Origin of the sequence: Rouxiella chamberiensis (genome assembly GCF_026967475.1) — a bacterium.
Classification (GTDB): Bacteria; Pseudomonadota; Gammaproteobacteria; order Enterobacterales; family Enterobacteriaceae; genus Rouxiella; species Rouxiella chamberiensis.
In genome coordinates, this window is sequence record NZ_CP114058.1 from 3,988,930 (window position 1) to 4,012,496 (window position 23,567).

At 55.2% G+C, this 23,567-nt stretch carries 16 protein-coding genes and 5 pseudogenes; 6 read left to right on the plus strand and 15 right to left on the minus strand.

Annotated features, from left to right (window positions below):
- Positions 1 to 86 precede the first annotated feature (86 nt).
- The 4 genes and pseudogenes from glpD to glpE form a co-directional block, all read right to left on the minus strand.
- A pseudogene (gene glpD, locus O1V66_RS21950) lies at positions 87 to 1,599 on the minus strand (glycerol-3-phosphate dehydrogenase).
- 463 nt (positions 1,600 to 2,062) lie between these two features.
- Positions 2,063 to 2,821, minus strand: coding sequence for a DeoR/GlpR family transcriptional regulator (locus O1V66_RS18540; protein ID WP_269127960.1), 759 nt, complete (start codon positions 2,819 to 2,821; stop codon positions 2,063 to 2,065).
- 9 nt (positions 2,822 to 2,830) lie between these two features.
- Positions 2,831 to 3,666: pseudogene (gene glpG / locus O1V66_RS18545) on the minus strand (rhomboid family intramembrane serine protease GlpG).
- 58 nt (positions 3,667 to 3,724) lie between these two features.
- Complete coding sequence (gene glpE / locus O1V66_RS18550) at positions 3,725 to 4,045, minus strand: thiosulfate sulfurtransferase GlpE (RefSeq protein WP_045048677.1); 321 nt, start codon at positions 4,043 to 4,045, stop codon at positions 3,725 to 3,727.
- Between the two features lie 276 nt (positions 4,046 to 4,321).
- Here glpE and malP point away from each other — a divergent pair, with 276 nt between their 5' ends.
- A complete protein-coding gene (gene malP / locus O1V66_RS18555) occupies positions 4,322 to 6,730 on the plus strand; it encodes a maltodextrin phosphorylase (RefSeq protein ID WP_045048676.1) in 2,409 nt (802 codons plus the stop codon).
- A 9-nt stretch (positions 6,731 to 6,739) separates the two neighbouring features.
- Positions 6,740 to 8,821, plus strand: coding sequence for a 4-alpha-glucanotransferase (malQ, locus tag O1V66_RS18560; protein ID WP_045048675.1), 2,082 nt, complete (start codon positions 6,740 to 6,742; stop codon positions 8,819 to 8,821).
- An 80-nt stretch (positions 8,822 to 8,901) separates the two neighbouring features.
- Here the strand turns inward: malQ and nfuA are convergent, their stop codons facing one another.
- Complete coding sequence (gene nfuA, locus O1V66_RS18565) at positions 8,902 to 9,477, minus strand: Fe-S biogenesis protein NfuA (protein ID WP_045048674.1); 576 nt, start codon at positions 9,475 to 9,477, stop codon at positions 8,902 to 8,904.
- A gap of 59 nt (positions 9,478 to 9,536) precedes the next feature.
- Positions 9,537 to 10,220, minus strand: coding sequence for a DNA utilization protein GntX (gntX, locus tag O1V66_RS18570; RefSeq protein ID WP_045048916.1), 684 nt, complete (start codon positions 10,218 to 10,220; stop codon positions 9,537 to 9,539).
- A 116-nt stretch (positions 10,221 to 10,336) separates the two neighbouring features.
- Here gntX and bioH point away from each other — a divergent pair.
- Both bioH and O1V66_RS18580 read left to right on the plus strand, forming a co-directional pair.
- Positions 10,337 to 11,117: pseudogene (gene bioH / locus O1V66_RS18575) on the plus strand (pimeloyl-ACP methyl ester esterase BioH).
- A 277-nt stretch (positions 11,118 to 11,394) separates the two neighbouring features.
- The gene (locus tag O1V66_RS18580) at positions 11,395 to 11,664 is read left to right on the plus strand and encodes a YdgH/BhsA/McbA-like domain containing protein (RefSeq protein ID WP_045048673.1); all 270 of its coding nucleotides are present in this window, start codon (positions 11,395 to 11,397) and stop codon (positions 11,662 to 11,664) included.
- 64 nt (positions 11,665 to 11,728) lie between these two features.
- Here the strand turns inward: O1V66_RS18580 and feoB are convergent.
- From feoB to greB, 4 genes and pseudogenes are all read right to left on the minus strand, one after another.
- Positions 11,729 to 14,096: pseudogene (gene feoB, locus O1V66_RS18585) on the minus strand (Fe(2+) transporter permease subunit FeoB).
- Positions 14,097 to 14,157: 61 nt separating this feature from the next.
- Positions 14,158 to 14,361 (minus strand): ferrous iron transporter A, encoded by a 204-nt coding sequence (gene feoA / locus O1V66_RS18590; RefSeq protein ID WP_269127961.1) that lies wholly within the window; start codon positions 14,359 to 14,361, stop codon positions 14,158 to 14,160.
- A gap of 253 nt (positions 14,362 to 14,614) precedes the next feature.
- Positions 14,615 to 17,037: pseudogene (locus tag O1V66_RS18595) on the minus strand (Tex family protein).
- 108 nt (positions 17,038 to 17,145) lie between these two features.
- Entirely contained in the window at positions 17,146 to 17,625 is a 480-nt protein-coding gene (gene greB, locus O1V66_RS18600; protein WP_045048670.1) for a transcription elongation factor GreB, read from the minus strand.
- 326 nt (positions 17,626 to 17,951) lie between these two features.
- On the opposite strand from greB, the gene ompR reads away from it, so the two are divergent.
- Both ompR and envZ read left to right on the plus strand, forming a co-directional pair.
- Positions 17,952 to 18,671 (plus strand): osmolarity response regulator transcription factor OmpR, encoded by a 720-nt coding sequence (ompR, locus tag O1V66_RS18605; protein ID WP_009635740.1) that lies wholly within the window; start codon positions 17,952 to 17,954, stop codon positions 18,669 to 18,671.
- A complete protein-coding gene (envZ, locus tag O1V66_RS18610) occupies positions 18,668 to 20,041 on the plus strand; it encodes a two-component system sensor histidine kinase EnvZ (RefSeq protein WP_045048669.1) in 1,374 nt (457 codons plus the stop codon). The genes ompR and envZ overlap by 4 nt, the downstream gene beginning before the upstream one ends.
- An 87-nt stretch (positions 20,042 to 20,128) precedes the next feature.
- On the opposite strand, the gene O1V66_RS18615 is transcribed toward envZ, so the two are convergent.
- From O1V66_RS18615 to hslO, 5 genes are all read right to left on the minus strand, one after another.
- Positions 20,129 to 20,422, minus strand: coding sequence for a PIN domain-containing protein (locus O1V66_RS18615; RefSeq protein WP_269127962.1), 294 nt, complete (start codon positions 20,420 to 20,422; stop codon positions 20,129 to 20,131).
- Complete coding sequence (locus tag O1V66_RS18620; protein WP_269127963.1) at positions 20,407 to 20,607, minus strand: PIN domain-containing protein; 201 nt, start codon at positions 20,605 to 20,607, stop codon at positions 20,407 to 20,409. The genes O1V66_RS18615 and O1V66_RS18620 overlap by 16 nt, the downstream gene beginning before the upstream one ends.
- Positions 20,604 to 20,849, minus strand: coding sequence for a FitA-like ribbon-helix-helix domain-containing protein (locus O1V66_RS18625; RefSeq protein ID WP_045048667.1), 246 nt, complete (start codon positions 20,847 to 20,849; stop codon positions 20,604 to 20,606). The genes O1V66_RS18620 and O1V66_RS18625 overlap by 4 nt, the downstream gene beginning before the upstream one ends.
- Entirely contained in the window at positions 20,849 to 22,468 is a 1,620-nt protein-coding gene (gene pckA, locus O1V66_RS18630) for a phosphoenolpyruvate carboxykinase (ATP) (RefSeq protein WP_045048666.1), read from the minus strand. Before pckA ends, O1V66_RS18625 begins: the two co-directional genes overlap by 1 nt.
- A gap of 191 nt (positions 22,469 to 22,659) precedes the next feature.
- Positions 22,660 to 23,538, minus strand: a complete 879-nt coding sequence (gene hslO / locus O1V66_RS18635) for an Hsp33 family molecular chaperone HslO (RefSeq protein ID WP_045048665.1) — start codon at positions 23,536 to 23,538, stop codon at positions 22,660 to 22,662.
- Between the last annotated feature and the right edge of the window lie 29 nt (positions 23,539 to 23,567).

The window sequence follows — 23,567 nt, forward strand, 5'->3', positions numbered from 1 at the left end:
CAAAGTGCAAAAAAACCTCTCCACGGATGGGAGAGGTTTCACTGATTCGAACGACTTACGGGTTTCAGAGCAAAACATGCCGCGGATCAGGACGCCAGAGACAGCCCTTTACGTTCCTGCCGATGTTCCTTCAACCACTCGGCCACACGTGCCTGCTCGGGTTTCGTCAACCACATGCCGAGCTTGGTACGACGCCAGATAGCATCATCCAGCTCCACAACCCACTCTTTCTCGACCAGATAGCGCAGTTCGGCTTCATAGAAGTTATGGCCGAAATGCTCACCCAGCGATTGCAGGCTGGTCGCGCCGGAGAGGATCTGCTCCGAGTGACTGCCGTAGGTGCGTGCATAGCGGCGTGCCTGCGCTTGCGGCAACCAGCTGTAACGACGGCTCAACTCGGCGGCGTAGGTATCGCGATCGCCCTTGAAATCACCGCCCGGCAAGACACCATTTTTGGTCCACGCCGGACCCGCATTCGGATAGTATTTAGACAGTTTTTCCAGTGCGTGCTCGGCCAACTTGCGATAGGTGGTCAGTTTGCCGCCGAAGATAGACAGCAGCGGCGCTTTGCCCTGATCGTCATGCACGTCGAGCGTGTAGTCGCGGGTAATCTTCTGCGCCGAATCCGACTCGTCATCGCACAGTGGACGCACACCGGAGTAGGTCCAGACAATGTCTTCGCTGGTCAGCTGCTTTTTGAAGTAGCTGTTGTAGATTTTCAGCAAATAGTTGATTTCGTCGTCATCGATTTTGACGTTTTTCGGGTCGCCCTGATATTCCACGTCGGTGGTCCCGATAATGGAAAACTCGTCCATCCACGGGATCACAAAGACAATGCGGTTGTCTTCGTTTTGCAGAATGTAAGATTGCGGCTCGCTGTGAACCGCGCGGCACCACAATATGACTGCCTTTGATCAGACGAATACCGTACGGCGATTTCAGTTTCAGGCCGTCATCGAAGAATTCTTTCACCCACGGACCGGCTGCATTGACCAGGCCTTTGGCGCGGAAGGTAAAAGTCTTGCCGGTATCGATTTCCTGCGCTTCAACCATCCACAGGCCGTTTTCACGCCATGCACGCGTTACGCGAGTGCGGGTACGGACTTCGCCGCCGCGCTCTTCGACTTCCTGCGCATTAAGCACAACTAGGCGGGCATCATCGACCCAGCAGTCGGAATATTCGAAACCGCGTTTGATTTCAGGTTTCAGTGCCGAATTCTCGCCAAACTTGAGGCCTTTACTGGCGGGCAGGCTGGTACGCTTGCCCAAATGGTCGTAAAGGAACAAACCGGTGCGGATCATCCACGCCGGACGCAAGTGTGACTGGTGCGGCAGGCGGAAACGCATCGGGAAGGCAATATGGGGTGCCAGTTTGAGCAACACTTCACGCTCGGCCAGCGCTTCACTGACCAGACGGAATTCATAGTGTTCCAGATAGCGCAAGCCGCCGTGGATCAGTTTTGAACTGGCCGAAGAGGTCGCGCAGGCCAAATCTTGCGCTTCAAGCAGCAGTACGGACAGCCCACGGCCAGCCGCATCCGCAGCGATACCGGTGCCGTTGATGCCGCCACCGATTACGATCAAGTCTTTGGTTTCCACGTCATCTTCCTCCAGATGTTCGTAATAGCTCTTTAATGTTCGTTTTCGCTCATGATTGTAGTCGAAAACCAACAAACAAGCCAAGAGTTAACCAAATAAAAACATTCATGCGTGATGCAGGTAACATTTTGACCCTGATTTAACAGGCAATCATCTTCCAAAAGTGGAATTTTTAAACCGATTTTTCGTTATTGCGCGTTTAGCATTGTGTAGAAGAGAGGTCTTCCCGTTACTGCGTGAGGCACGCCCACAGAATGAGATAAAGAAAACATTGCGAAAAGCGGGAGGGGAGATTGAGAACTTAAATAGTTAACTCGTAGAGCATGCGGATTAAAAAGCAGATTATTGACAGCGGACGGGAGAAATATCTTGAGTGTCATCTTTGCCGCTTTCGACAGCCGCCTATTCCTTTTGATAAAACCGGAAAACGGGGGGTGTTTTCCGGGTGTGGAAGTTTGCTGGCCTAGCAGAGCTCGAGATGCACGTCGAACTTCTTGATGAGCGCCATTACGCTTTCCGGCGGTTGCTGGTCGGTAAACATGTAGTCTATCAGGCTCATATTGCCGAGATTGACCATGGCGTTACGGCCAAATTTGGAGTGATCGGTGACGAGCATGACATTACGCGAATTATCGATTATCGCCCGTTTGATGCGCGCTTCGTGATAGTCAAACTCGAGCAGCGAGCCGTCCATATCGATACCGCTGATGCCCAGAATGCCGTAATCCAGACGGAACCGAGAGATAAAATCCAGCGTGGCTTCGCCCATAATCCCGCCGTCGCGGCTTCGCACTTCGCCGCCTGCCAGCAGAATACGGAAATCCTCTTTTGGCGAAAGCAGGGTCGCGACGTTTAAATTATTGGTCACGATACGCAGATCGTTATGGTTGATCAGCGCGTGCGCCACGGCTTCGGGCGTAGTGCCGATGTCGATAAACAGCGTCGAGCCATCGGGGATCTGCCCCGCAACGCGCGCGGCAATACGCGCCTTTTGATCCGACCACATCACTTTGCGGTCGTTATAGGCGGCATTCACGGAACTGGAAGGCAGCGCGGCCCCACCGTGATGACGGTGTATCTTGTTCTGTTCCGCCAGATCATTGAGGTCGCGACGAATGGTCTGCGGACTGACGGCAAAATGCTCGACCAGTTCCTCGGTACTGACGTAACTCTGCTGACGCACCAATTCGACAATGGCGTCATGACGTTGTGTTTGTTTCACCCAAATCCCCTAACTGCGTTTCGTGCGCGGCGTGCGCGTATCGCAAAAGGCCATGATAAGGCCGACGACCAGTCCAAAGACATGTGCAGCATTGGCAATGGCGAGCCCCATCACATTAAAGTAGCCGAGCACCAGCCAGGCGATGGAAAAGACCATCAACCCGCGCGGCAGCGAGAGCCCGCGCTCCGGCTTGAGTTCGCCGGTGAGCCAGACATAACCCATCAACGCGTACACCACGCCCGACAAGCCGCCAAAGTAGATACCGCTGAAGATAGATTGTCCCCAACCGCTGAGCAAGGCGGAGATAAGCGCAATGGTAAAGAGTTTGCCGCTGCCCAGCCGTTTCTCGACCGGTCCGCCGAGATACCACCACCACATAAGATTAAACAGAATATGCAGAAGGGAGAAGTGCAGGAAAGCCGGCGTAAACCAGCGCCAAAGCTCGATAAACTGACTGCTGTCGACCGGCCACGCAAGCCAGCCCATGACCGTTGGGTCGCCGTAAATCTGCTGGAGGATGTACACCGCAATGCACAGGATCATGACCGCACTCGTCAACGGCCCCGCCTGACTGCGAATGCGCTGCCAGTAAGAGTAATGCTCGTAGCGCAAACTGGACTGCGTGCTGCCGGTGTGCCAGCTCGCCGCCTGATAGCGCGCATGTAGGGGATCTTTCAGAAACAGGTTCAGCTCGGGTTCGACCTTGTCCAGTTTGGACTCGTCTTCAAGCCAGAGCTGGACGTCCTGTCCGTCATGCTTTACCTGCAACTGAACCCCGAGGGTGGCCATGTAATCGACAAACGCCTGCGCAATGCGGGGTTGGACAGGCTGATAATTCTTATCATAGTGTTCTGCGGGTCCGCTAATCGTCTCGTGTAAAAGTAAAAAGCCAGGCTGGGTCAATCAGGCTTCGACATCCTGCGGAAAGGTTTTTGACCAGGCTTCGAAACCGCCGTCTACGCTGTACACCGCATCGAATCCCTGCGTCAGCAGATATTGCGCCGCATTGCGGCTGCTGATGCCGTGGTAGCACATGACCATCACCGGCGTGCTCGACGGGGTCTGCTGCATAAAGGTGCCGATACTGTCATTGCTCAAATGGAACGCGCCGGGCGCATGGGCGTTGTTAAAGCTCTGAATATCGCGGATGTCTACCATCACGCCCGTGCCTTCGTTCAGGCGGTTGCGGGCCTGCTCAACGCTGATTGCTTCAAACTGTTCCATGCTGCTTTGCCTCGTGATGACGGGATGCGTCAGTTAATAAATTTTACGGCCAGTGTAACCAATTACCGCGTGAAATTCGCTTAAACCAAGGCGATGTCTGGATTTTTAGCCGCTCAACCGGTGAGCAATTTTGCCATATTGGGTTTATATATATAAGTGTTAAAGATAAGTGTCAGAGAAACATTCCACCTCCCCAGAATTTATCTCGCTCGATTGGAATCGCCTTGCTGCCCCCAGCATTCGAATCAGTTTCACTTAAAGGAAAGCAATAGCCCTATGCCAAAACAGACGTTTAAACAGGACAGTTTTTTGGCGGCTTTGACCCGCCAGTGGCAAGCTTTTGGATTGACTGCGGCAAAGGATATGACCCGACACCAGTGGTGGCACGCCGTCAGCGCCGCCGTTGCCGAGCAGCTTCCACCGCAGCCGGACAGCGGTAAAGGCAATGCCAAGGCAAAAAGACACGTTAACTATATTTCCATGGAATTTCTGGTCGGGCGTCTGACCGGCAATAACCTGATTAATCTCGGCTGGTACGACAAGGTCGCAAAAATTCTCGAAACGTTCGACCTCAATCTGGCAGATTTGCTCGAAGAAGAGGTGGATCCCGCACTGGGCAACGGCGGATTGGGGCGTCTTGCCGCCTGTTATCTTGACTCGATGGCCTCCGTCGGCCAACCGGCGATGGGTTATGGGCTCAATTATCAGTACGGGCTTTTTCGCCAGAGTTTCGTGAACGGCAAACAGCATGAAGCGCCGGATGATTGGTATCGCGCGCAATATCCGTGGTTTCGCCACAACAGCGCGCTGGCGGTGAAAGTGGGGATCGGCGGCAAAATCGTCAAGGACGAAGACGGGAAATCGTACTGGAAACCGGAGTTTTCGCTGCGCGGCGAGGCGTGGGATCTGCCCGTTATCGGCTATCGCAACGGCGTTTCCCAACCGCTGCGGCTGTGGGAAGCCACTCACGTTCATCCTTTTGATCTGCAAAAATTCAATGACGGTAAATTCCTGCAGGCGGAACAGCAGGGCATCGACGCCGCAAAGCTGACTAAAGTGCTGTACCCGAATGATAATCATGAAGAAGGCAAACGCCTGCGCCTGATGCAGCAGTATTTCCAGTGTGCCTGCTCGATTGCAGATATTCTTCGTCGCCATCATTTTCTGGGGCGGCCTCTTCGCGAGCTGCCCGATTACGAGGTTATCCAGCTCAACGATACCCATCCGACCATCGCCATTCCCGAGATGCTGCGCATCTTGACTGACGAACATCAGCTTGACTGGGACGAGGCCTGGCACATCACCCGCCGCACGTTTGCCTACACCAACCACACATTAATGCCGGAAGCGCTGGAAACCTGGGACGAGAAACTGGTTCGCAGCCTGCTGCCGCGCCACTTTGCCATTATCAAACAGATTAATGCCAACTTTAAGAAGCGGGTCGAGCAACGCTGGCCGGGCGATGAAGCCGTGTGGGCCAAACTCGCCGTCCATTATGACAAGCGGGTGCGAATGGCGAACCTGTGCGTAGTGGCAGGCTTTGCCGTGAACGGCGTGGCTGTGCTGCATTCGGATCTGGTGATTAAAGACCTGTTCCCGGAATATTACGCGCTATGGCCGGAAAAGTTTCACAACGTGACCAACGGCATTACGCCAAGGCGCTGGCTCAAGCAGTGCAATCCCGCGCTTTCCGCACTGATTGACCAGACGCTGAATACCGAATGGGTCACCAATCTTGATGCGCTGAAGGGACTCGAGCCTTATGTAAAAGACAAGGCATTCTGCAAGCGCTATCGGCAGATAAAGCACGACAACAAATCCAGACTGGCCGAATACGTTCATCAACATCTTGGCATCACCCTGAATCCCGACGCCATCTTCGACGTAATGATAAAACGCCTGCATGAGTACAAACGTCAGCATCTGAATTTGCTGCACATTATTTATCTCTATCAGCAGATTCGCGCCAACCCCGGGCTGGACAGGGTTCCGCGGGTATTTCTCTTCGGCGCAAAAGCCGCTCCGGGCTACTATCTGGCGAAAAACATCATTTTTGCGATCAATCAGGTGGCAGAGAAGATCAACAACGATCCGCTGGTCGCCGACCGTATCAAGGTCGTGTTCATTCCCGATTACCGGATTTCGGTGGCCGAACTGATGATTCCGGCCGCCGATGTCTCCGAGCAGATTTCGATGGCGGGCAAAGAAGCATCGGGCACGGGCAATATGAAGCTGGCGCTTAATGGCGCGCTCACCGTGGGCACGCTTGACGGCGCAAACGTCGAAATTGCCGAACAGGTTGGCGAAGAAAATATCGTTATCTTCGGGCTTACCGTGGATGAGGTGAAAGCGCTACAGAAAAAAGGCTACAAGCCGAAAACGCTGCTCAGGAAAGACAAGAAACTCAAGGCGGTTATCGATGAACTGGCCAGCGGCTATTACAGCAACGGCGACAAAACCGCGTTTGCTCCACTGTTGGACAGCCTGCTTGACGGCGGCGATCCCTATCTTGTGCTGGCCGACTTCGCGCAGTACTGCGAAGCGCAGCAAAAAATCGACACGCTCTATCGCGATCGCGAAGAATGGACCCGACGCACATTGCTCAACACCGCACGCGTCGGCATGTTCAGTTCCGACCGTTCGATTGGTGATTATCAACAGCGAATTTGGCAGGCCACGCGTTAAGGAGCAGGTATGCAGGGCGAGCAACTCGAACAGGCAGCAAAACGAGCGGGCATTTCCAGCCGCTTTATCAATATGGACGATGAAGAACAGCAGGTTTCGGAGGCGACCTTACGGGCGCTGCTCGACGCGATGGGCCGCGCCGACGACGAACCCGATCCCGGCCCGCTGCCGCCGGTAAAAGTGTTTATCGTGGGTCAACCGCTGGTGCTTGAACCGCGCGGCGAGGGCGAGTTTCATTGGCAACTGGCGCTGGAAAACGGCGACAGCGCGGAAGGGCGCGGAAAATTTGGTGCACCGCTGACGCTCGCGGCAGAGATTAGTCAAGGCTATCATCATCTTACCCTTTTCTGGCAGCAGAAAAGCTGGGGCTGTCGAATCATTGTCGCTCCTGCACGTTGTTATGAACCTCAGGCGCTGCTTGAAAAACAGAAACTGTGGGGCGCGTGCGTGCAGCTTTACACCTTGCGTTCCGACACCAACTGGGGCGTAGGTGATTTTGGCGATTTAAAACAGATGGTCAAGGCGCTGGGCGAACGCGGCGGAGCCTTTGTCGGGCTGAATCCTATTCACGCGCTGTATCCCGCCAATCCGCAGAGCGCCAGCCCTTACAGTCCCTCTTCTCGCCGCTGGTTAAATGTGACGTATATTGACGTCAATGCCGTACAGGAATTTCAGGAAAGTGAACAGGCGCAGCGCTGGTGGGCGTTACCCGCCACGCAGCAGGCACTCGCCGAGGCGCGCGCGCTGGATTATGTCAGCTATGAACAGGTGATGGCGCTGAAACTGCCTGCACTCGACATGGCATGGCAGACCTTTCGGCAAATACCGGAAGCCAGCCAGCGCAAACGGGATTTCCGCAGTTTTGCCCTGCTGGGCGGAGAGAGCCTGAAGCAGCAGGCGATTTTCGATGCGCTGCACGTCTTTTTCAGCCGATCGGCAGCCGATCAATGGGGATGGCCCGCGTGGCCCGAGGCGTATCAGGATCCGCAAAGCGCCGAAGTGGCCGAGTTTTGCCAACAACATGCCGCCGAGGTGGAATTCTATCTCTGGTTGCAGTGGTTGGCACATGACCAGTTTGCGCAATGCTATCAGACAGGCGTCGATCGGGGCATGCCGCTCGGCCTGTATCGGGATTTGGCGGTAGGCGTGGCCGAAGGCGGCGCGGAAACCTGGTGCAATCGCGCACTGTATTGTGTTGGCGCGACAGTCGGCGCACCGCCCGACAAGTTAGGGCCGCAGGGGCAGAACTGGGGATTGCCGCCCATGGACCCCAATATCATGAAATCCAGAGCCTATCAGCCGTTTATCGATATGCTGCGTGCCAACATGAGCAGTTGCGGCGCATTGCGCATCGACCATGTAATGAGTCTGCTTCGCCTGTGGTGGGTCCCGAAAGGTGAAAACGCAGACAAAGGCGCGTATGTCAGTTATCCGCTCGACGACCTGCTCGCCGTGCTGGCGCTGGAGAGTCATCGCCATCAGTGCATGGTCATCGGCGAAGATCTCGGAATTGTGCCGAAGGAGATTGTCGCCAGCCTGCGGGACAGCGGCGTTTATTCCTATAAAGTGCTGTATTTCGAGCACGATAAAAAACGGGTGTTTGTCGCGCCGGAGGATTACGTGGAGCAGGCGATGGCGACCATCACCACGCACGACCTGCCGACGCTGCGCGGTTATTGGCAGGCAGACGATTTAACGCTGGGTGAAACGCTGGGCATTTATCCTGATGCCAAGGTGCTGGCGGATTTGGGGGAAGACCGCGCCAAAACGCGGCAGGCGCTGCTCGACGCGCTGCATCGCGAGCACTGCGTGCCCACAGATTTTCCTGTTGAGGCCGAGGGAATGGAGATGAATCCTGTCCTGAATCTGGGGTTGCAGCGTTATCTGGCCGCCAGCGCCAGCGCCTTGCTGGGGCTTCAGCCGGAAGACTGGCTGGACATGAATACGCCGGTTAACGTGCCCGGTACCGATAAAGAATACCCCAACTGGCGACGCAAGCTGAGTCAGCCGCTGAACGTAATGTTTGGCGATGAGAGAATCAATCAGGTGTTGAAGGATCTGGATAAGCGCAGGAAGGCGTGCAAGGAGTAGGGAAGAGAGCCACTGTGCCGACGGGACGGCGCAGTGGCTTTAAAACCAGGTCGTGAAACTGACGAGGTTAGGAAGGCAATTTAGTAGAAGGAGTGCTCGCCGCGCTGGTGTTCGGTCAGGTCACGCACGCCTTTCAGTTCAGGGAAGGCTTGCAGCAGCTCTTTCTCGATGCCGTCTTTCAACGTCACATCAATCATTGAACAACCGTTGCAGCCGCCGCCGAATTGCAGGATAGCCATGCCTTCGTCGGTGATTTCCATCAGTGACACGCGGCCGCCGTGGCTGGCAAGCTGCGGGTTAATCTGTGCCTGCAAAAGGTACTCGACGCGCTCCATCAGCGGGGCATCGTCGGACACTTTACGCATTTTGGCGTTCGGCGCCTTCAGCGTCAGCTGTGAGCCGAGCTGGTCGGTCACGAAGTCGATTTCTGCATCTTGCAGATAAGGCGCGCTCAGCTCGTCGACGAAAGCCGACAGCTTCTCGAATTTCAGCTCGGTGTCCGTGGCTTCCACGGCATCCGGTGGACAGTAGGAAACACCGCATTCCGCAGTAGGCGTACCTGGGTTAATCACAAATACGCGGATCTGGGTGCCTGCTTCCTGATTTGCCAGCAGTTTGGCAAAGTGCTCTTGGGCAGCATCGGTAATAATGATCATGGCATTGGCTCAATAGTTGACTTCTCCAGTTGGTTATAATACGCCCTTTAACAGACTGACTACAAGGTGCGACAAATACACCAAATCTGTAACGAGGCAATGTTCTTTTTATTCAACACCTTACTGACTTCGCTAATTGTGCTGCCGGTTGTGACCACGTCATCAATCAACGCAATATGTTTATCTTTCAACGTTTGCGTACAGCGAAACGCCTGCCGCAGATTGCGCTTTCTCAGCGTTTCGGAAAGCCGTTGCTGCGGTGGCGTGGCGCGCGTTCTTTCAAGGGCAAAGGGCAGATAGTCGCAACCCAGCCAGCGAGCCAGAGGACGCGCCAGCAATTCGGCCTGATTATAGCCTCGCGAACGATAGCGTCGTCGATGCAGCGGAATGGAAAGCAGGATGTGCGGCCTTACCACGCTGCCCTCGCGATAACGCGCCAGCCAGCGCAGCAGGAGCAGCCTCGCCAGCGGCTCGGCAAGCTCCGGTGACGAAGAAAACTTGAGCCTTAACAACAGGTCACTAAGAGGGGGTTGATATACCCCCGCGAAGATCAATGCCTGCCACGGCGGTGGCTTGTACAGACAGCGGCCGCAGGGTAAAGCATGACTCTGGCTCGGCAATCCGCAGCGCGGACAGCAGGGAGGAATAGGCGCGAGATGGCGAAGACACAGACTGCACAGGCCGTGCCGGGCAAGACGCAATGCCTGCTGACACAGCCAGCAACGGCTCGCGATGGTTAACATGGCGTAGAGTGCGCAGGTAAAATGGCGGCCAACAAGGTAACGCTCCTTCTGAAAAGACCTCACGGCATCCCGTGCCGGGAAGGGAAATAAACGATAACCAACATGGACATTACATGATGAAACGCCTCTATTGGCAGACTTTAGGTGAAGGATCGCGCGATATTGTGCTGCTTCATGGATGGGGACTGAACGCCGAGGTGTGGCGTTACATTGCCGAGCGATGGACGCCGCATTTTCGTCTGCATCTGCTCGACCTGCCGGGTTATGGCCGCAGTCAGGATTTTGGCGCGCTGTCGTTGCCGGAAATGACAGAGGTTGTGCTGGCGCAGGCACCCGAAAAAGCCGTGTGGATGGGTTGGTCGCTCGGCGGGCTGGTGGCCAGTCAGGCGGCACTTGTCGCGCCGCAGCGGGTCGAGGCGCTCATCACCGTTGCCTCTTCTCCGTGTTTTGCCGCGCATGACGATTGGCCGGGCATTCGCCCTGACGTGTTACAGGGCTTTCAGCATCAACTGAGCGAAGACTTTCAGCGTACCGTCGAGCGTTTTCTGGCGCTGCAAACTCTGGGCAGTGAAAGCGCGCGGCAGGATGCGAGAATGTTGAAGTCGATGGTGCTGGATTTGGCGATTCCGCCGGTCGAGGTGCTAAGTGGGGGCCTGGATATTCTCAATCATGTGGATTTAACGCAGTCTATGCAAACACTGACGCTGCCGTTACTGCGTCTTTATGGCGCGCTGGATGGCTTGGTGCCGCGCAAGATTGTGCCGATGCTGGATGAGAAATGGCCGCGGTTCGCGCTCGGCGATTATTGCCAAATCCTCTCATGCGCCCTTTATTTCCCATCCCGATGCGTTCTGCTCACTGATAGAAGATTTCCTCGGCGCCCATGATTTGATGTAAGTATATTTTGACCGGTAAATAAAAAGTGAGTGGCATCACAAAATGAAGGTTAATTGGCGGCTTTCAACCTCTTTAATGGATTATTCCCAAGGGTGATTAATACTCAATAAGGTAACGCCTGTAGACCGATAAGCCTGATAAATCAGACTAGGTCGAAGGTTTGCGTCTCTGGGAAACATTGCGGTATTTGAGCAGGAAGTTCACTACCGACGCAACAATCCGGCGTTAGCTATCTTGACTGCTATTACAATAAATCACGCATAAAAGAGGTAATGTCATGAACTACAAAAAAATGGTTGTCGCGGCTTTGTTAGTCAGCACTTTCTCTGCGGGCGCCATGGCGGCCAAGGAAATTAGTCGAGAAGAAGCGAAAAAACACAACTATACCAGTCTGGGCACCGTTTCTATCTCTAATGAACAAACCGCGCCGATGGATGCCAAACGCGCCATCAACAAGCTGGTGGAAGAGAAGGGCGGTAAATATTACGTTGTCATCGAAGCTAATAACGACAACAAAATCAGCGCAACTGCCGAAGCTTTCAAATAAAGCGCCATGCCTGAAGGTGAGGGTAGCCCGCAAGGTTACCCTCATTTCATCGCGTTGTTATCTCTCAGGATATTCCACACTTCTTGCCCGCCGCACAGCCCTTGCATCCTCCTGCCGATATCGGCCCCTTTGATAACCCGTCTTGCGACACCATCATCAAGTCTGACAAAACGCGGCTGCGCGAACCGCGAAGGCCCATAAGGATCAGCGCATTAACCAGCAAGACTCCGCCCAGGGTTATCAGGCTTTGCTGCGGATGGCTTGAGAACGTTGCCGTTTGATAAAACAGCGTCGCCAGCGAATACGCCACATTCAATCCCCATAAAATCGAAAATATCATCCAGCGGCGATGGGTTTCCCGTGCGATGGCGCCCATGACCGAAACGCAGGGCACGTAAAGCAGCACGAAAATAAGGTAGCTGTAGGCTGAAATCGCCGTGCCGAATTTTTCACTCATTACCCCCATTGCGCCGACCGCCATTTCTCCCTCGCCCTTGCTGGCGAGGATGGGATTGGCGAGCACGCGCAGGCTAAAGGTGGCAAGCAGGCTGTCACTCGTTGCCGTTACCGCGCCACGAAGGGCGGCGAGAGGGTGATATTCGGCCGGATTGAAAGGGCGTTGTTTGAGTTGTTCGGCGGTGTACAGCGTGTTCAAGGTGCCGACAACGACTTCTTTCGCCATTGCGCCCGTTATCAAGCCGACCGTAGCCTGCCAGTTATCGTGATGCACGCCGAGGGGGAAAGCAGCGGAGTCAATACGCGGCTTACGCTCGCCAGCGCCGAATCATTGATGTTTGTGGCGATGTCGCCTTTGAGTGAAAAACTGTTGAGCGCGCCAATCAGCACGCAGGCAATCACGATGACGCGGCCCGCGCGCAGGATGAAACCTTTCAACCGCTGCCAGGTCTGCAACAGCAAGGTTTTGCACTGAGGAACATGATAAACCGGCAGTTCCATGATAAAGGGCGATGCTTCACCCCGCACGACCGTATGTTTCATGAGCAGCCCCGTCAGCACCGCGACCACAATGCCCAGCAGATAGAGCGAAAACACGATGCTCGCGCCCTGCCGACCAAAAAACGCCGCCGAAGACACCGCAAAAATAGCCAGTCTTGCCCCGCAGGACATAAACGGCGCCATCATTACGGTAATCAACCTTTCGCGTGGCGCTTCGAGCGTTCTTGCGCCCATGATCGACGGCACGTTACAGCCAAAACCGACTACCAGCGGCACAAAGGATTTGCCGGGCAGACCCAGCGTTTGCATTAAGCGGTCCACCACAAACGCGGCGCGCGCCATGTAACCGGAATCTTCAAGAAACGCGAGAAACAGATACATCATGCCGATTTGCGGAATCAACGGCATCACCGTGCAGATGCCGCCTCCCACGCCCTGCGCCAGAAACAGCGTCAGCCAGAGTGGAAAGTGCAGCATGAAACCCAGCCACTGGATCCCCTCGACAAAAATCGTGGTTGAACCGATTTCAAACAGGGGTTTCAGCGCGCCGCCGAGATTTATGGCCAGCACGAACATCAGATACATCACCAGCAGAAAGAAGGGGATGCCGAGAAAGCGGTTGAGGACGATGCTGTCCAGTTTCTGTGTCAGTCGATGCGGCGTGCTGTCCCGGGTTTTACTGACGCCGTCGCACAGGGTGACGATGGCCGTGAAACGCGCTTCGGCGATAATCAGTGGCAGGTCAAACATGCCGCTGTCTGCCAGCTTGCCCTGCACATGCGCCAACCCGTCACGCGCCTTTCCGGCATGGTCGGCGCTGAAAATGTCGCCCTCGAGCATGTGAATCGCCAGCCAGTCGCGGCGCTGTCTCGAAAGGTGCTCGGGCATGGCTTCGGCGAGTTCAACCATGCCGTGCATCAACGCGGGGGATAATTGATGCGTTGCAGGGGTTGCGGCTCGGGCAGCGAGTCGATGGCGTTTTTCAGCGCATTGATCCCTTTGGCGCGGGTCGCCACCAGCGATATCACCGGGCACCCCAGTTGCAGGGCAAGCTCTGGAATATCCAGACTAATATGCCGCGAGGCGGCGATATCGAGCATGTTCAGTACCACGATGCACGGCACGCCCAGGTCAAGCAGTTGCAGCGTGAGATAGAGATTGCGCTCGAGGTTGGAGGCATCGATAACATTGATAAGCATGTCCGCGTCGTCGCCGAGAATATAGCGGCAGGCGATTTGCTCATCGAGCGAGGTTTCGCGGGATAACGTGGTCAGCGAATAGGTGCCCGGCAGATCCACCAGCTTCACACGATGTGCGCCGGTAGAAAAGTGGCCCTCCTTGCGCTCGACGGTGACTCCAGACCAGTTGCCGACCCGCTGCTGTAAGCCTGTCAGACGATTGAACAGGGTCGTTTTGCCGGAATTCGGATTGCCAATCAGCCCCACAGTGAGCGGCTTGAGGCCACGCGTTTTCATCGACAGAGTCATGATGGCTGCCCCTGGGTGGAAGCATTGCCCGGCGATTGCAGCTCGAGGTTCAGGAAAAGCAGGTCTTTTTTCGCAGGGCAAGCTGCGTGCGGCAGGTTTCGATATGCAGGGGATCGCCAAACGGGGCCACGCGCATAACGTTAAACACCGCGCCCGGCAACATGCCGAGCGACAGCAGTTTTTGCCGATAACTCGGGCTGATATCGCGGGAGAAACCGATGATTTTGTAGCTACGCCGAGTCAGAAACTGCATGGTGAATCCTCTTGCTGATGGCACCGGCTACCTGGCTGCAAAAAATAATCTTATTAACTTATTGAATAATAAGGTTAATAATAATCATTCCCGCCGGATTTTCGCGTGATAGTGTGGGTAGTTTCGAGAGGTGACTATCCTAGTCGTGAAAGAGGAGAGATTATTGACGCAGCGCAGATTTCGGCGAGTAATCAGGAAAAATTAAGGAATTTAAGCAAAAAAATCACCGCCTGTGTCCAGACGATGATTCGAATTAAACGAGGCAACGGTAATGCTCTCCTCGCTGCCCGGCATCGGGCCGATACAGGAGAAAGGGTCTGTGTCGCCCTGCGAGATTTACTTTTTCTTGCCGAACCGCCGCGGCGAGCGCATCGGCCATCGCATTGTTACCCGCACTGCTGTTGCCACGACCCGGTGCGGCCGGTGCGGCGCGTTTCTGGGCGTCACGGCCTTTACCGGCAGCCGGAGCTGACGGTGCGCTGCTTCGACGCGCAGGGGCTTCGCCCGGTTGCTCGTCAAGCCGCATGGTCAGCGCGATACGCTTGCGTTGGAGATCCACTTCCATCACTTTGACCTTGACGATATCGCCGGTTTTCACCACGGTATGCGGGTCTTCGACAAACTTGTTGGCCAGCGACGAGATATGCACCAGACCATCCTGATGCACGCCGATATCCACAAAGGCACCAAAGTTGGTGACATTGGTGACCGTGCCTTCCAGCACCATACCCGGCGTCAGGTCGTTCATGGTTTCGACGCCTTCGGCAAAGGTTGCGGTCTTGAACTCGGGACGCGGATCGTGCCCGGGTTTCTCCAGCGCCTTGATGATGTCGGTCACGGTAGGTACGCCGAAACGCGCGTCGGCAAACTCGCTGACTTTCAGGCCGCGCAGCACGTTGGCGTCGCCTATCAAGTCTTTCAGCGCCATTTCGGTCGCGGCCAGAATGCGCTGCACTACCGGATAGGTTTCAGGGTGAACCGTCGAGGCATCCAGCGGGTTGTCGCCGTGATTGATGCGCAGGAAGCCCGCGCACTGCTCGAACGCTTTCGGGCCGAGACGGCTGACTTTCAGCAGTTGTTCACGATTGCGGAACTGGCCGTTTTCATCACGCCAGTTAACGATATTCTGCGCCATCATGCGGGTTAATCCGGCAACGCGAGTCAACAGTGGCACTGAGGCGGTGTTCAGGTCTACGCCAACGGCGTTCACACAGTCTTCCACGACCGCGTCCAGCTTCTTCGCCAGCAGACTCTGGCTGACGTCGTGCTGATACTGACCCACGCCGATGGATTTCGGGTCGATCTTCACCAGTTCCGCCAAAGGATCCTGCAAACGGCGAGCGATGGAGACGGCACCGCGAATCGAGACGTCAAGGTCAGGGAACTCAAGCGCCGCCAGCTCGGAAGCCGAATAGACAGACGCGCCCGCTTCGCTGACGATCACTTTCTGCGCGGTAACCTGCGGGAACTGCTTTTGCAGTTCAATAAAGAAGCGTTCGGTTTCGCGTGAAGCCGTACCGTTGCCGATAGCGACCAGCTCGACGTTGTGCTTGATGCACAGTGCGGCAACCTGCTGCGCCGCTTTCGCCGCCTGACCGGTGTGTGGATACACGGTGTCGATGCCGACCAGCTTGCCGGTGTTGTCGACAACCGCCACCTTCACCCCGGTGCGCAGACCCGGATCGAGACCCATGGTTGCCCGCATGCCGGCCGGTGCGGCCATCAGCAGGTCGTGCATGTTACGTGCAAAGACGTTGATGGCCTCATCTTCGGCGCGCTCGCGCACGGTGCTCATCAGCTCGGTTTCAAGGTGCATCAACACCTTGATGCGCCAGGTCCAGTTCACGACCGCGCGACGCCAGACGTCGGCAGGTGCGTTGTTCAGTTTTAGCCCAAGATGGTCGATGATTATCTGCTCGGCGTAACTCTCGCGCGGCGGTTCGTCGAATTGGGGATCGGCATTCAGCGCCAGTTGCAGCACGCCTTCGTTGCGGCCGCGGAACATCGCCAGCGCGCGGTGCGACGGCACCTGTGAAATCGGTTCATGGTGATCGAAATAGTCACGGAACTTCGCGCCGTCCTGCTCTTTGCCTTCGACCATGCGTGAGGTCAGGTGAGCATTTTTCCACAGATAGTCGCGGACTTTGGCCAGCAGTGTCGCGTCTTCGGCAAAACGCTCCATCAGGATATAGCGCGCGCCATCGAGCGCGGCTTTGGTATCGGCAACGCCTTTATCGGCATCAATATAGGGGCGGCCGCGTCTTCCGGCACCTGGTCGGCATTGTGCCACAGCAGGTCGGCCAGCGGCTCGAGACCGGCTTCAATCGCAATCTGCCCACGCGTGCGGCGCTTGGGTTTGAACGGCAGATAAAGGTCTTCCAGTTCGGTCTTGCTCAGCGTACCGTTGATGGCGTTTGCAAGATCGTCGCTTAGCTTGCCCTGTTCCTCGATGGACTTGAGGATAGTCTGGCGGCGGTCTTCAAGTTCACGCAAATAACCAAGACGGGTGTCCAACTGACGCAGTTGGGTATCATCCAACCCGCCGGTGACTTCCTTACGATACCGCGCGATAAACGGCACGGTATTACCTTCATCCAGTAAGCGGACGACCGAAGCAACCTGCTCGGGGCGTACCTGCAATTCTGTCGCGATGATGCGGCTCAGTTGATCATTCATAGTTATAGAGAATTTTTAGGTGAAAACAGGGGGACAGTTATACGTTTTGAACGCTGAAAATGCCAGTCATCTCCATGCCGACGCTGGCGTTTTGAGATAGATGGAAGGTTACCCGGCGGCAGGGTAGGTTATCTCGTTGACATACCAGACGGCGTCGCCGACCGGCGTATTGACGATGGCGCTGTCGCCGACCTCTTTTTTCAGCAGGGCGCGTGCCATCGGCGAGTCGATGGAGATGTAATCCTTGCGGCCGAAAATCTCGTCATAACCGACAATGCGAAAACTCAGCGTCTGGCCTTCTTCGTTTTCTATCTCGACCTGTGCGCCGAAAAACACCTTGCCGTCTTGCTGCGGCGAATAATCGACAATCCGCAGCTCTTCCATGCATTTGGTGAGATAGCGGATACGGCGGTCAATCTCGCGCAGGCGCTTTTTATTGTACTGGTAATCGGCATTTTCACTTCTGTCGCCGAGGCTCGCTGCCCACGTGACTTTTTTCGTGACTTCGGGGCGATCTTCGCGCCAGAGAAAGTCGAGTTCCTGTTTGAGTTTCTGGTAGCCTTCGCGCGTAATCAGCTTGGTTTTCATCGGCTTCTTCGTTTTGGTCGGTGGAGATAAAGCATGAGGGCAGAATAACTCAGCGCGGAACATCAAGGAATAGCCGATTCCCGCCCCTTATCAATATGGGAAGCGTCGCCCAAAAAATGTAAAAAGCATAAAGATATGAACAGACCCCGAAAGGGCGTAGCTTTTGCTGTAAGATCGGCTGAAATCACCAAAAATTATTGATAAATTGGGCAAAGCATAAGCATTGTTACAATTTCGACTAGAATATATACCATTAAAAGCTGTCTGTTAGCCGTAGCTTTTTTACAATACGAGCTTCGGGTATTAGCGCCTTTGGGAGTAATAAAATGCAAGAGAATCACAAGATTCTGGTAGTTGATGACGATATGCGTCTACGCGCACTTTTAGAACGCTATCTGACCGAGCAGGGCTTCCAGGTAAGAAGCGTTGCCAATGCTGAACAAATGGACCGTTTATTGACGCGTGAATCCTTCCATTTGATGGTGCTTGACCTGATGCTGCCGGGCGAAGACGGGCTGTCTATCTGCCGCCGTCTGCGCAGTCAAAGCAACCCTATGCCGATCATCATGGTGACCGCCAAGGGTGAAGAAGTTGACCGTATCGTGGGCCTGGAAATCGGTGCCGACGACTACATTCCAAAACCGTTCAACCCGCGTGAATTGCTGGCCCGCATCCGTGCCGTGCTGCGTCGTCAGGCGAATGAACTGCCAGGCGCACCTTCCCAGGAAGAAGCGGTGATTTCGTTTGGAAAATTCAAACTGAATCTCGGCACCCGCGAAATGTTCCGTGAAGACGAGCCTATGCCGTTGACCAGCGGTGAATTTGCGGTGCTGAAAGCGCTGGTGAGCCATCCTCGCGAGCCGCTGTCCCGCGACAAGCTGATGAATCTGGCGCGTGGCCGTGAATACTCGGCGATGGAGCGTTCCATTGATGTGCAGATTTCGCGTCTTCGCCGTATGGTGGAAGAAGATCCGGCGCATCCGCGTTATATCCAGACCGTTTGGGGTCTTGGCTACGTCTTTGTCCCGGACGGCAGTAAGGCATGAGGAAAATACGCTTCTCACCGCGTAGCTCCTTTGCCCGTACCTTGCTGTTAATCGTCACCCTGCTGTTTGTCAGCCTGGTGACGACCTATCTGGTAGTGCTGAACTTCGCCATTCTGCCAAGTTTGCAGCAGTTCAATAAAGTCCTGGCCTACGAAGTGCGTATGCTGATGACCGACAAGCTGCAACTTGAGGATGGCACACTGCTGGAAGTGCCGCCGGCGTTTCGCCGCGAAATCTATCGTGAGCTGGGCATCTCGCTGTACACCAACTCTGCTGCCGAAGAGAGCGGGTTACGCTGGGCGCAGCACTACGAGTTTCTGAGCCAGCAAATGGCTCAGCAGCTTGGCGGTCCGACCGACGTCCGTGTCGAAGTCAACAAGAATACCCCTGTCGTCTGGCTCAAGACCTGGTTGTCTCCCGACATCTGGGTACGCGTGCCGCTTACCGAAATTCATCAAGGCGATTTCTCGCCGCTGTTCCGTTATACCTTGGCGATTATGTTGCTGGCGATAGGCGGCGCATGGCTGTTTATCCGTATCCAGAACCGACCCCTTGTGGAGCTGGAGCACGCCGCGCTGCAAGTCGGAAAGGGCATTATTCCGCCGCCTTTACGCGAATATGGCGCCTCCGAAGTCCGTTCGGTAACGCGGGCATTCAATCAGATGGCGTCGGGCGTAAAACAGCTGGCTGATGACCGCACGCTGCTGATGGCGGGTGTCAGTCATGACCTGCGTACGCCGCTGACGCGCATTCGTCTCGCCACCGAGATGATGAGTAGCGAAGACGGCTACCTCGCGGAGTCCATCAATAAAGACATCGAAGAGAGCAATGCCATCATCGAGCAATTTATTGATTATCTGCGTACCGGTCAGGAGATGCAGACTGAAATCTGCGATCTCAACTCGATTCTTGGCGAAGTGGTGGCCGCAGAAAGCGGGTATGAGCGCGAGATAGAGACCGATTTGGTCGAAGGCGAGGTGCTGGTAAATGTGCATCCGCTGTCCATCAAGCGTGCTGCGGTGAATATGGTAGTCAATGCGGCGCGTTACGGTAATGGCTGGATAAAAGTCAGCAGCGGTCACGAGTTGAACCGTAGCTGGTTCCAGGTTGAAGACGACGGTCCCGGCATTGAACCGGACCAGCTGGCGCACCTGTTCCAGCCGTTCGTTCGTGGCGACAGCGCGCGTACCATCAGCGGTACCGGCCTTGGGCTGGCTATCGTGCAGCGTATCATCGATGCGCACGCCGGATCGCTTGATATCGGCAAGAGTCCGCGCGGCGGGCTCAGGTTTAGGGCTTATCTGCCGCACTCGGTAAAAGAGGCGACGACGGCGACGACGAATCCGGTCAAAAACAGTGAAATCAGTTAGCGAAAGAGATTACGCGTTGGGTTGAAAGCAAAAAGGGCAGGCACCGTTAAACGTGCCTGCCCTTTGCATTTGAAGCGAGCAAAGGCGTCAGGATTTCCGACTCATGATGAAATACTCTGCCGAGTCTTCTCTCCATCGCGGACTGCCCCGGTTTTCCCAGGGGTTAATCAGGCTGAGACCTGTCGATGCGAAGCGGGCAAGATCCTGGGTCGCGAGGCGAGCCTGATGCTGCTGGCAGATGGCGACGTTTTGCAGGTCAGTTTGATTGAGCGGAGCGGGAGCATGTTGATTCTCGGCAAAGAGCCGGGCATAAATCAGCGCGCTGTGTGCGTCAAAGGCCAGCAGTCGGCCTGCAAAATCCTGATTCAGCGTTTCAAGCAATAACGTTGAAATCTGGTTTTTTGCGGACCTTCTGCCAGCGCTTCAATACCCGTGAAAAGTTCGGCGACAGAAAGGGCGGTCAAAAACAGCTGCTGTGCATCCTGGGCATCCAGCCATTCCAGCAACGGCTTGTGCGGTTTTGGCCGCACTAACTCGGCAATGACCGAGGTGTCGAGCACAATCACGGCTTTTCTTCCGACGCAGGGGAGCGCTCGCCACGCGGAGGAAGCGCGAGATCGACGCCTCCGCTTTGCGAGAATCGCTGTTGCAGGCGACTGCCCAAACCATAGCTTGGCGGGCTGCCTTGCAGCGCCTGCCGAAGAATGGTTCGGGCCTCTTCTTCCATGGAATGCCCGTTTTTAGCCGCCGACAGCCGCAGCAAATCTTTGACCTCGTCATCAAGGTTGCGGATTGTCAGCGTTGCCATTACAGCTTGGGCCCGGCACTTTCCAGCGCAGCGCCGGTATCGGTGTCGGTATATTTGCTGAAGTTCTCGACGAACAGCGTCGCCAGCGCCTCCGCCTTGGTCTGCCATTCGTCGGCGCTCGGGTAGGTGGCACGCGGATCAAGAATCTGCGTATCTACACCCGGCAACGTCTGCGGTACGGCCAGATCAAAGATTGGCAGCTGTGTCGTCGGCTGATTGTCGATTTCACCGCTCAGGATGGAGTCGATAATCGCGCGGGTATTTTTCAGTGAAATACGTTTACCGGTGCCGTTCCAGCCGGTATTGACCAGATAGGCCTTCGCACCGGAAGCTTTCATGCGTTTTTCCAGCACTTCTGCATACTGCGTAGGATGCAGGGTGAGGAAAGCGGCGCCGAAACAGGCGGAGAAGGTTGGCGTCGGCTGGGTTACACCGCGCTCGGTACCGGCCAGTTTGGCGGTAAAACCGGACAGGAAATAGTATTGCGTCTGTTCGTCATTCAGGCAGGAAACCGGCGGCAGTACGCCGTAGGCATCGGCCGTCAGGAAGATTACCTTGGTGGCATGACCCGCTTTCGACACCGGCTTGACGATATTGTCGATGTGATAGATAGGGTAGGTCACACGAGTGTTTTCGGTTTTTGAGCCGTCGTTGAAATCGATTTTACCTTCGGCATCCACTGCGACGTTTTCCAGCAGGGCATCACGGCGAATGGCACCAAAGATATCGGGTTCGGCTTCCTGACTCAGATTGATGGTTTTCGCGTAGCAACCGCCTTCGAAGTTAAACACGCCTTCGTCGTCCCAGCCGTGCTCGTCGTCACCGATAAGCTTGCGTTTAGGATCGGTGGAAAGTGTTGTTTTACCGGTGCCCGAAAGGCCGAAGAACACTGCGACATCCCCTTTCTCGCCGACGTTGGCCGAGCAGTGCATGGAAGCAATGTCGTTGAGCGGCAGCAGATAGTTCATCACCGCGAACATCCCTTTTTTCATTTCGCCGCCGTACCAGGTGCCGCCAATCAGCTGCACGTTCTCGGTCAGGTTGAATGCGATGAAGTTTTCAGAGTTCAGACCCTGTTCCTGCCAGTTGGGATTGCTGCACTTCGCGCCGTTGAGCACCACGAAATCGGGTTTGAAATCCACCAGCTCTTCGTCGGTAGGGCGAATAAACATGTTTTTGACAAAGTGTGCCTGCCACGCCACTTCCGTGACGAAACGCACTTTGAGACGGGAATTTTCATTGGTGCCGCAGAAGGTATCGACCACGAACAAACGTTTGCCCGACAGCTGCTCGCCGACCAGCTTTTTCAGCTCAAGCCAGGTTTCCTGACTCAGCGGTTTGTTGTCGTTTTTGCCTTTGCCCTGATCTGACCACCACACGGTGTCGCGCGTTGTGTCGTCGCGGACGATGTATTTGTCTTTCGGCGAACGGCCGGTGAAAATGCCGGTGTCCACGTTGATGGCGCCAAGCTCGGTCAACTGACCGCGTTCAAATCCTTCAAGACCGGAAGCCTGCTCTTCCTGATACAACAGCTCGTAACTCGGATTATAAATAATTTCACTTGCCTGCGAGATCCCGTATTGGGTGAGCTCGTCGGCCGAAAATGGTGTAGTAGACATATCCCTGCTCCTTATATACATCGTCTGTCTGCGCGATATTGTAGGGAGAACAATAGTCGTTTTACACGGCCGTAACCAAATAAATGAAGCTATTGGGACATTTTTGGTAGATTTGCGAAGTAGAGCACAAGGTGGTGTAACAGGAGCAGCTAATAAACTGCTCCTTTGCTGGATTTTTATGCGGCAAAAACTTAGTGGATGCTGTCATTAGTGCTGTTGGCACCGGAACGGATAGACACCATGTCCATCGCATCGAAGAGATAATGACTGCCGCAATAGTCGCAGTGCATGTCAATTTCCTTATCTTCTTCAAGCATTTCCAGAATTTCGGCATCAGGCAGCGTCAGCAAGGCATCGGCGCAGCGCTGACGGGAGCAGGTGCACTTGAAGCACACGTCCTGCGGCTCATACAGCGTGACCTCTTCCTGGTGATACAGACGATAAAGTACTTCGTTCGCCGGCAGGGTGAACAGCTCTTCCGCCTTGATGGTCGTGGTCAGTTGCGCCAGGTGACTGAACTCTTCCGCATCGGTTTCCTGCGCAGGCAGAACCTGAAGCAGCATCCCGCCTGCGGCCGCCTTGCCTTCGGACTCGCCGGTGCGAATGAAGATGCGGGTTGGCAGCTGTTCGGAGCGCATGAAGTAGTCTTCCAGACATTCGGCCAGCGTTTCGCCTTCCAGACCCACAACGCCCTGATAGCGCTCGCCTTCGGTCGGCGAAATGGTGATCACCATATAACCGTTGCCAAGCATCTGCTTAAGCGTACTGTCGGGGGCAATCTCACCCTGCAAACGCGCAACACCGCGCATCTCCTGAAGGTTATTGCCGTTGATAACGGCCAGCTTCAGAGGACCGTCGCCCTGAACCTGCACCGTGATATCGCCGTCGAATTTCAGGGTGGCCGTCAACAGGCTGGTAGCCACCAGCATTTCGCCCAGCAGATTCTGCACTTCGGCCGGATAATCATGGCCTGCCACTATCTGCTGGAAGGTGTCGCTCAGTGAAACCAGTTCACCGCGCACGGCGTGATGATTAAATAAATAACGATGTAATTGATCTTGGGTAGACATATTCATTCCTAATTTGGCGATTCCCGCGG

Excerpts from the sequence above, each read along its gene's own strand:
- envZ (WP_045048669.1), top strand. The coding sequence starts at position 18,668 with ATGAGGAAAATACGCTTCTCACCGCGTAGCTCCTTTGCCCGTACCTTG.
- O1V66_RS18625 (WP_045048667.1), bottom strand. The coding sequence starts at position 20,849 with ATGGCAACGCTGACAATCCGCAACCTTGATGACGAGGTCAAAGATTTG.
- greB (WP_045048670.1), bottom strand. The coding sequence starts at position 17,625 with ATGAAAACCAAGCTGATTACGCGCGAAGGCTACCAGAAACTCAAACAG.
- O1V66_RS18580 (WP_045048673.1), top strand. The coding sequence starts at position 11,395 with ATGAACTACAAAAAAATGGTTGTCGCGGCTTTGTTAGTCAGCACTTTC.
- ompR (WP_009635740.1), top strand. The coding sequence starts at position 17,952 with ATGCAAGAGAATCACAAGATTCTGGTAGTTGATGACGATATGCGTCTA.
- feoA (WP_269127961.1), bottom strand. The coding sequence starts at position 14,361 with ATGCAGTTTCTGACTCGGCGTAGCTACAAAATCATCGGTTTCTCCCGC.
- glpE (WP_045048677.1), bottom strand. The coding sequence starts at position 4,045 with ATGGAACAGTTTGAAGCAATCAGCGTTGAGCAGGCCCGCAACCGCCTG.
- hslO (WP_045048665.1), bottom strand. The coding sequence starts at position 23,538 with ATGTCTACCCAAGATCAATTACATCGTTATTTATTTAATCATCACGCC.
- pckA (WP_045048666.1), bottom strand. The coding sequence starts at position 22,468 with ATGTCTACTACACCATTTTCGGCCGACGAGCTCACCCAATACGGGATC.
- malQ (WP_045048675.1), top strand. The coding sequence starts at position 6,740 with ATGCAGGGCGAGCAACTCGAACAGGCAGCAAAACGAGCGGGCATTTCC.
- gntX (WP_045048916.1), bottom strand. The coding sequence starts at position 10,220 with ATGTTAACCATCGCGAGCCGTTGCTGGCTGTGTCAGCAGGCATTGCGT.
- malP (WP_045048676.1), top strand. The coding sequence starts at position 4,322 with ATGCCAAAACAGACGTTTAAACAGGACAGTTTTTTGGCGGCTTTGACC.
- nfuA (WP_045048674.1), bottom strand. The coding sequence starts at position 9,477 with ATGATCATTATTACCGATGCTGCCCAAGAGCACTTTGCCAAACTGCTG.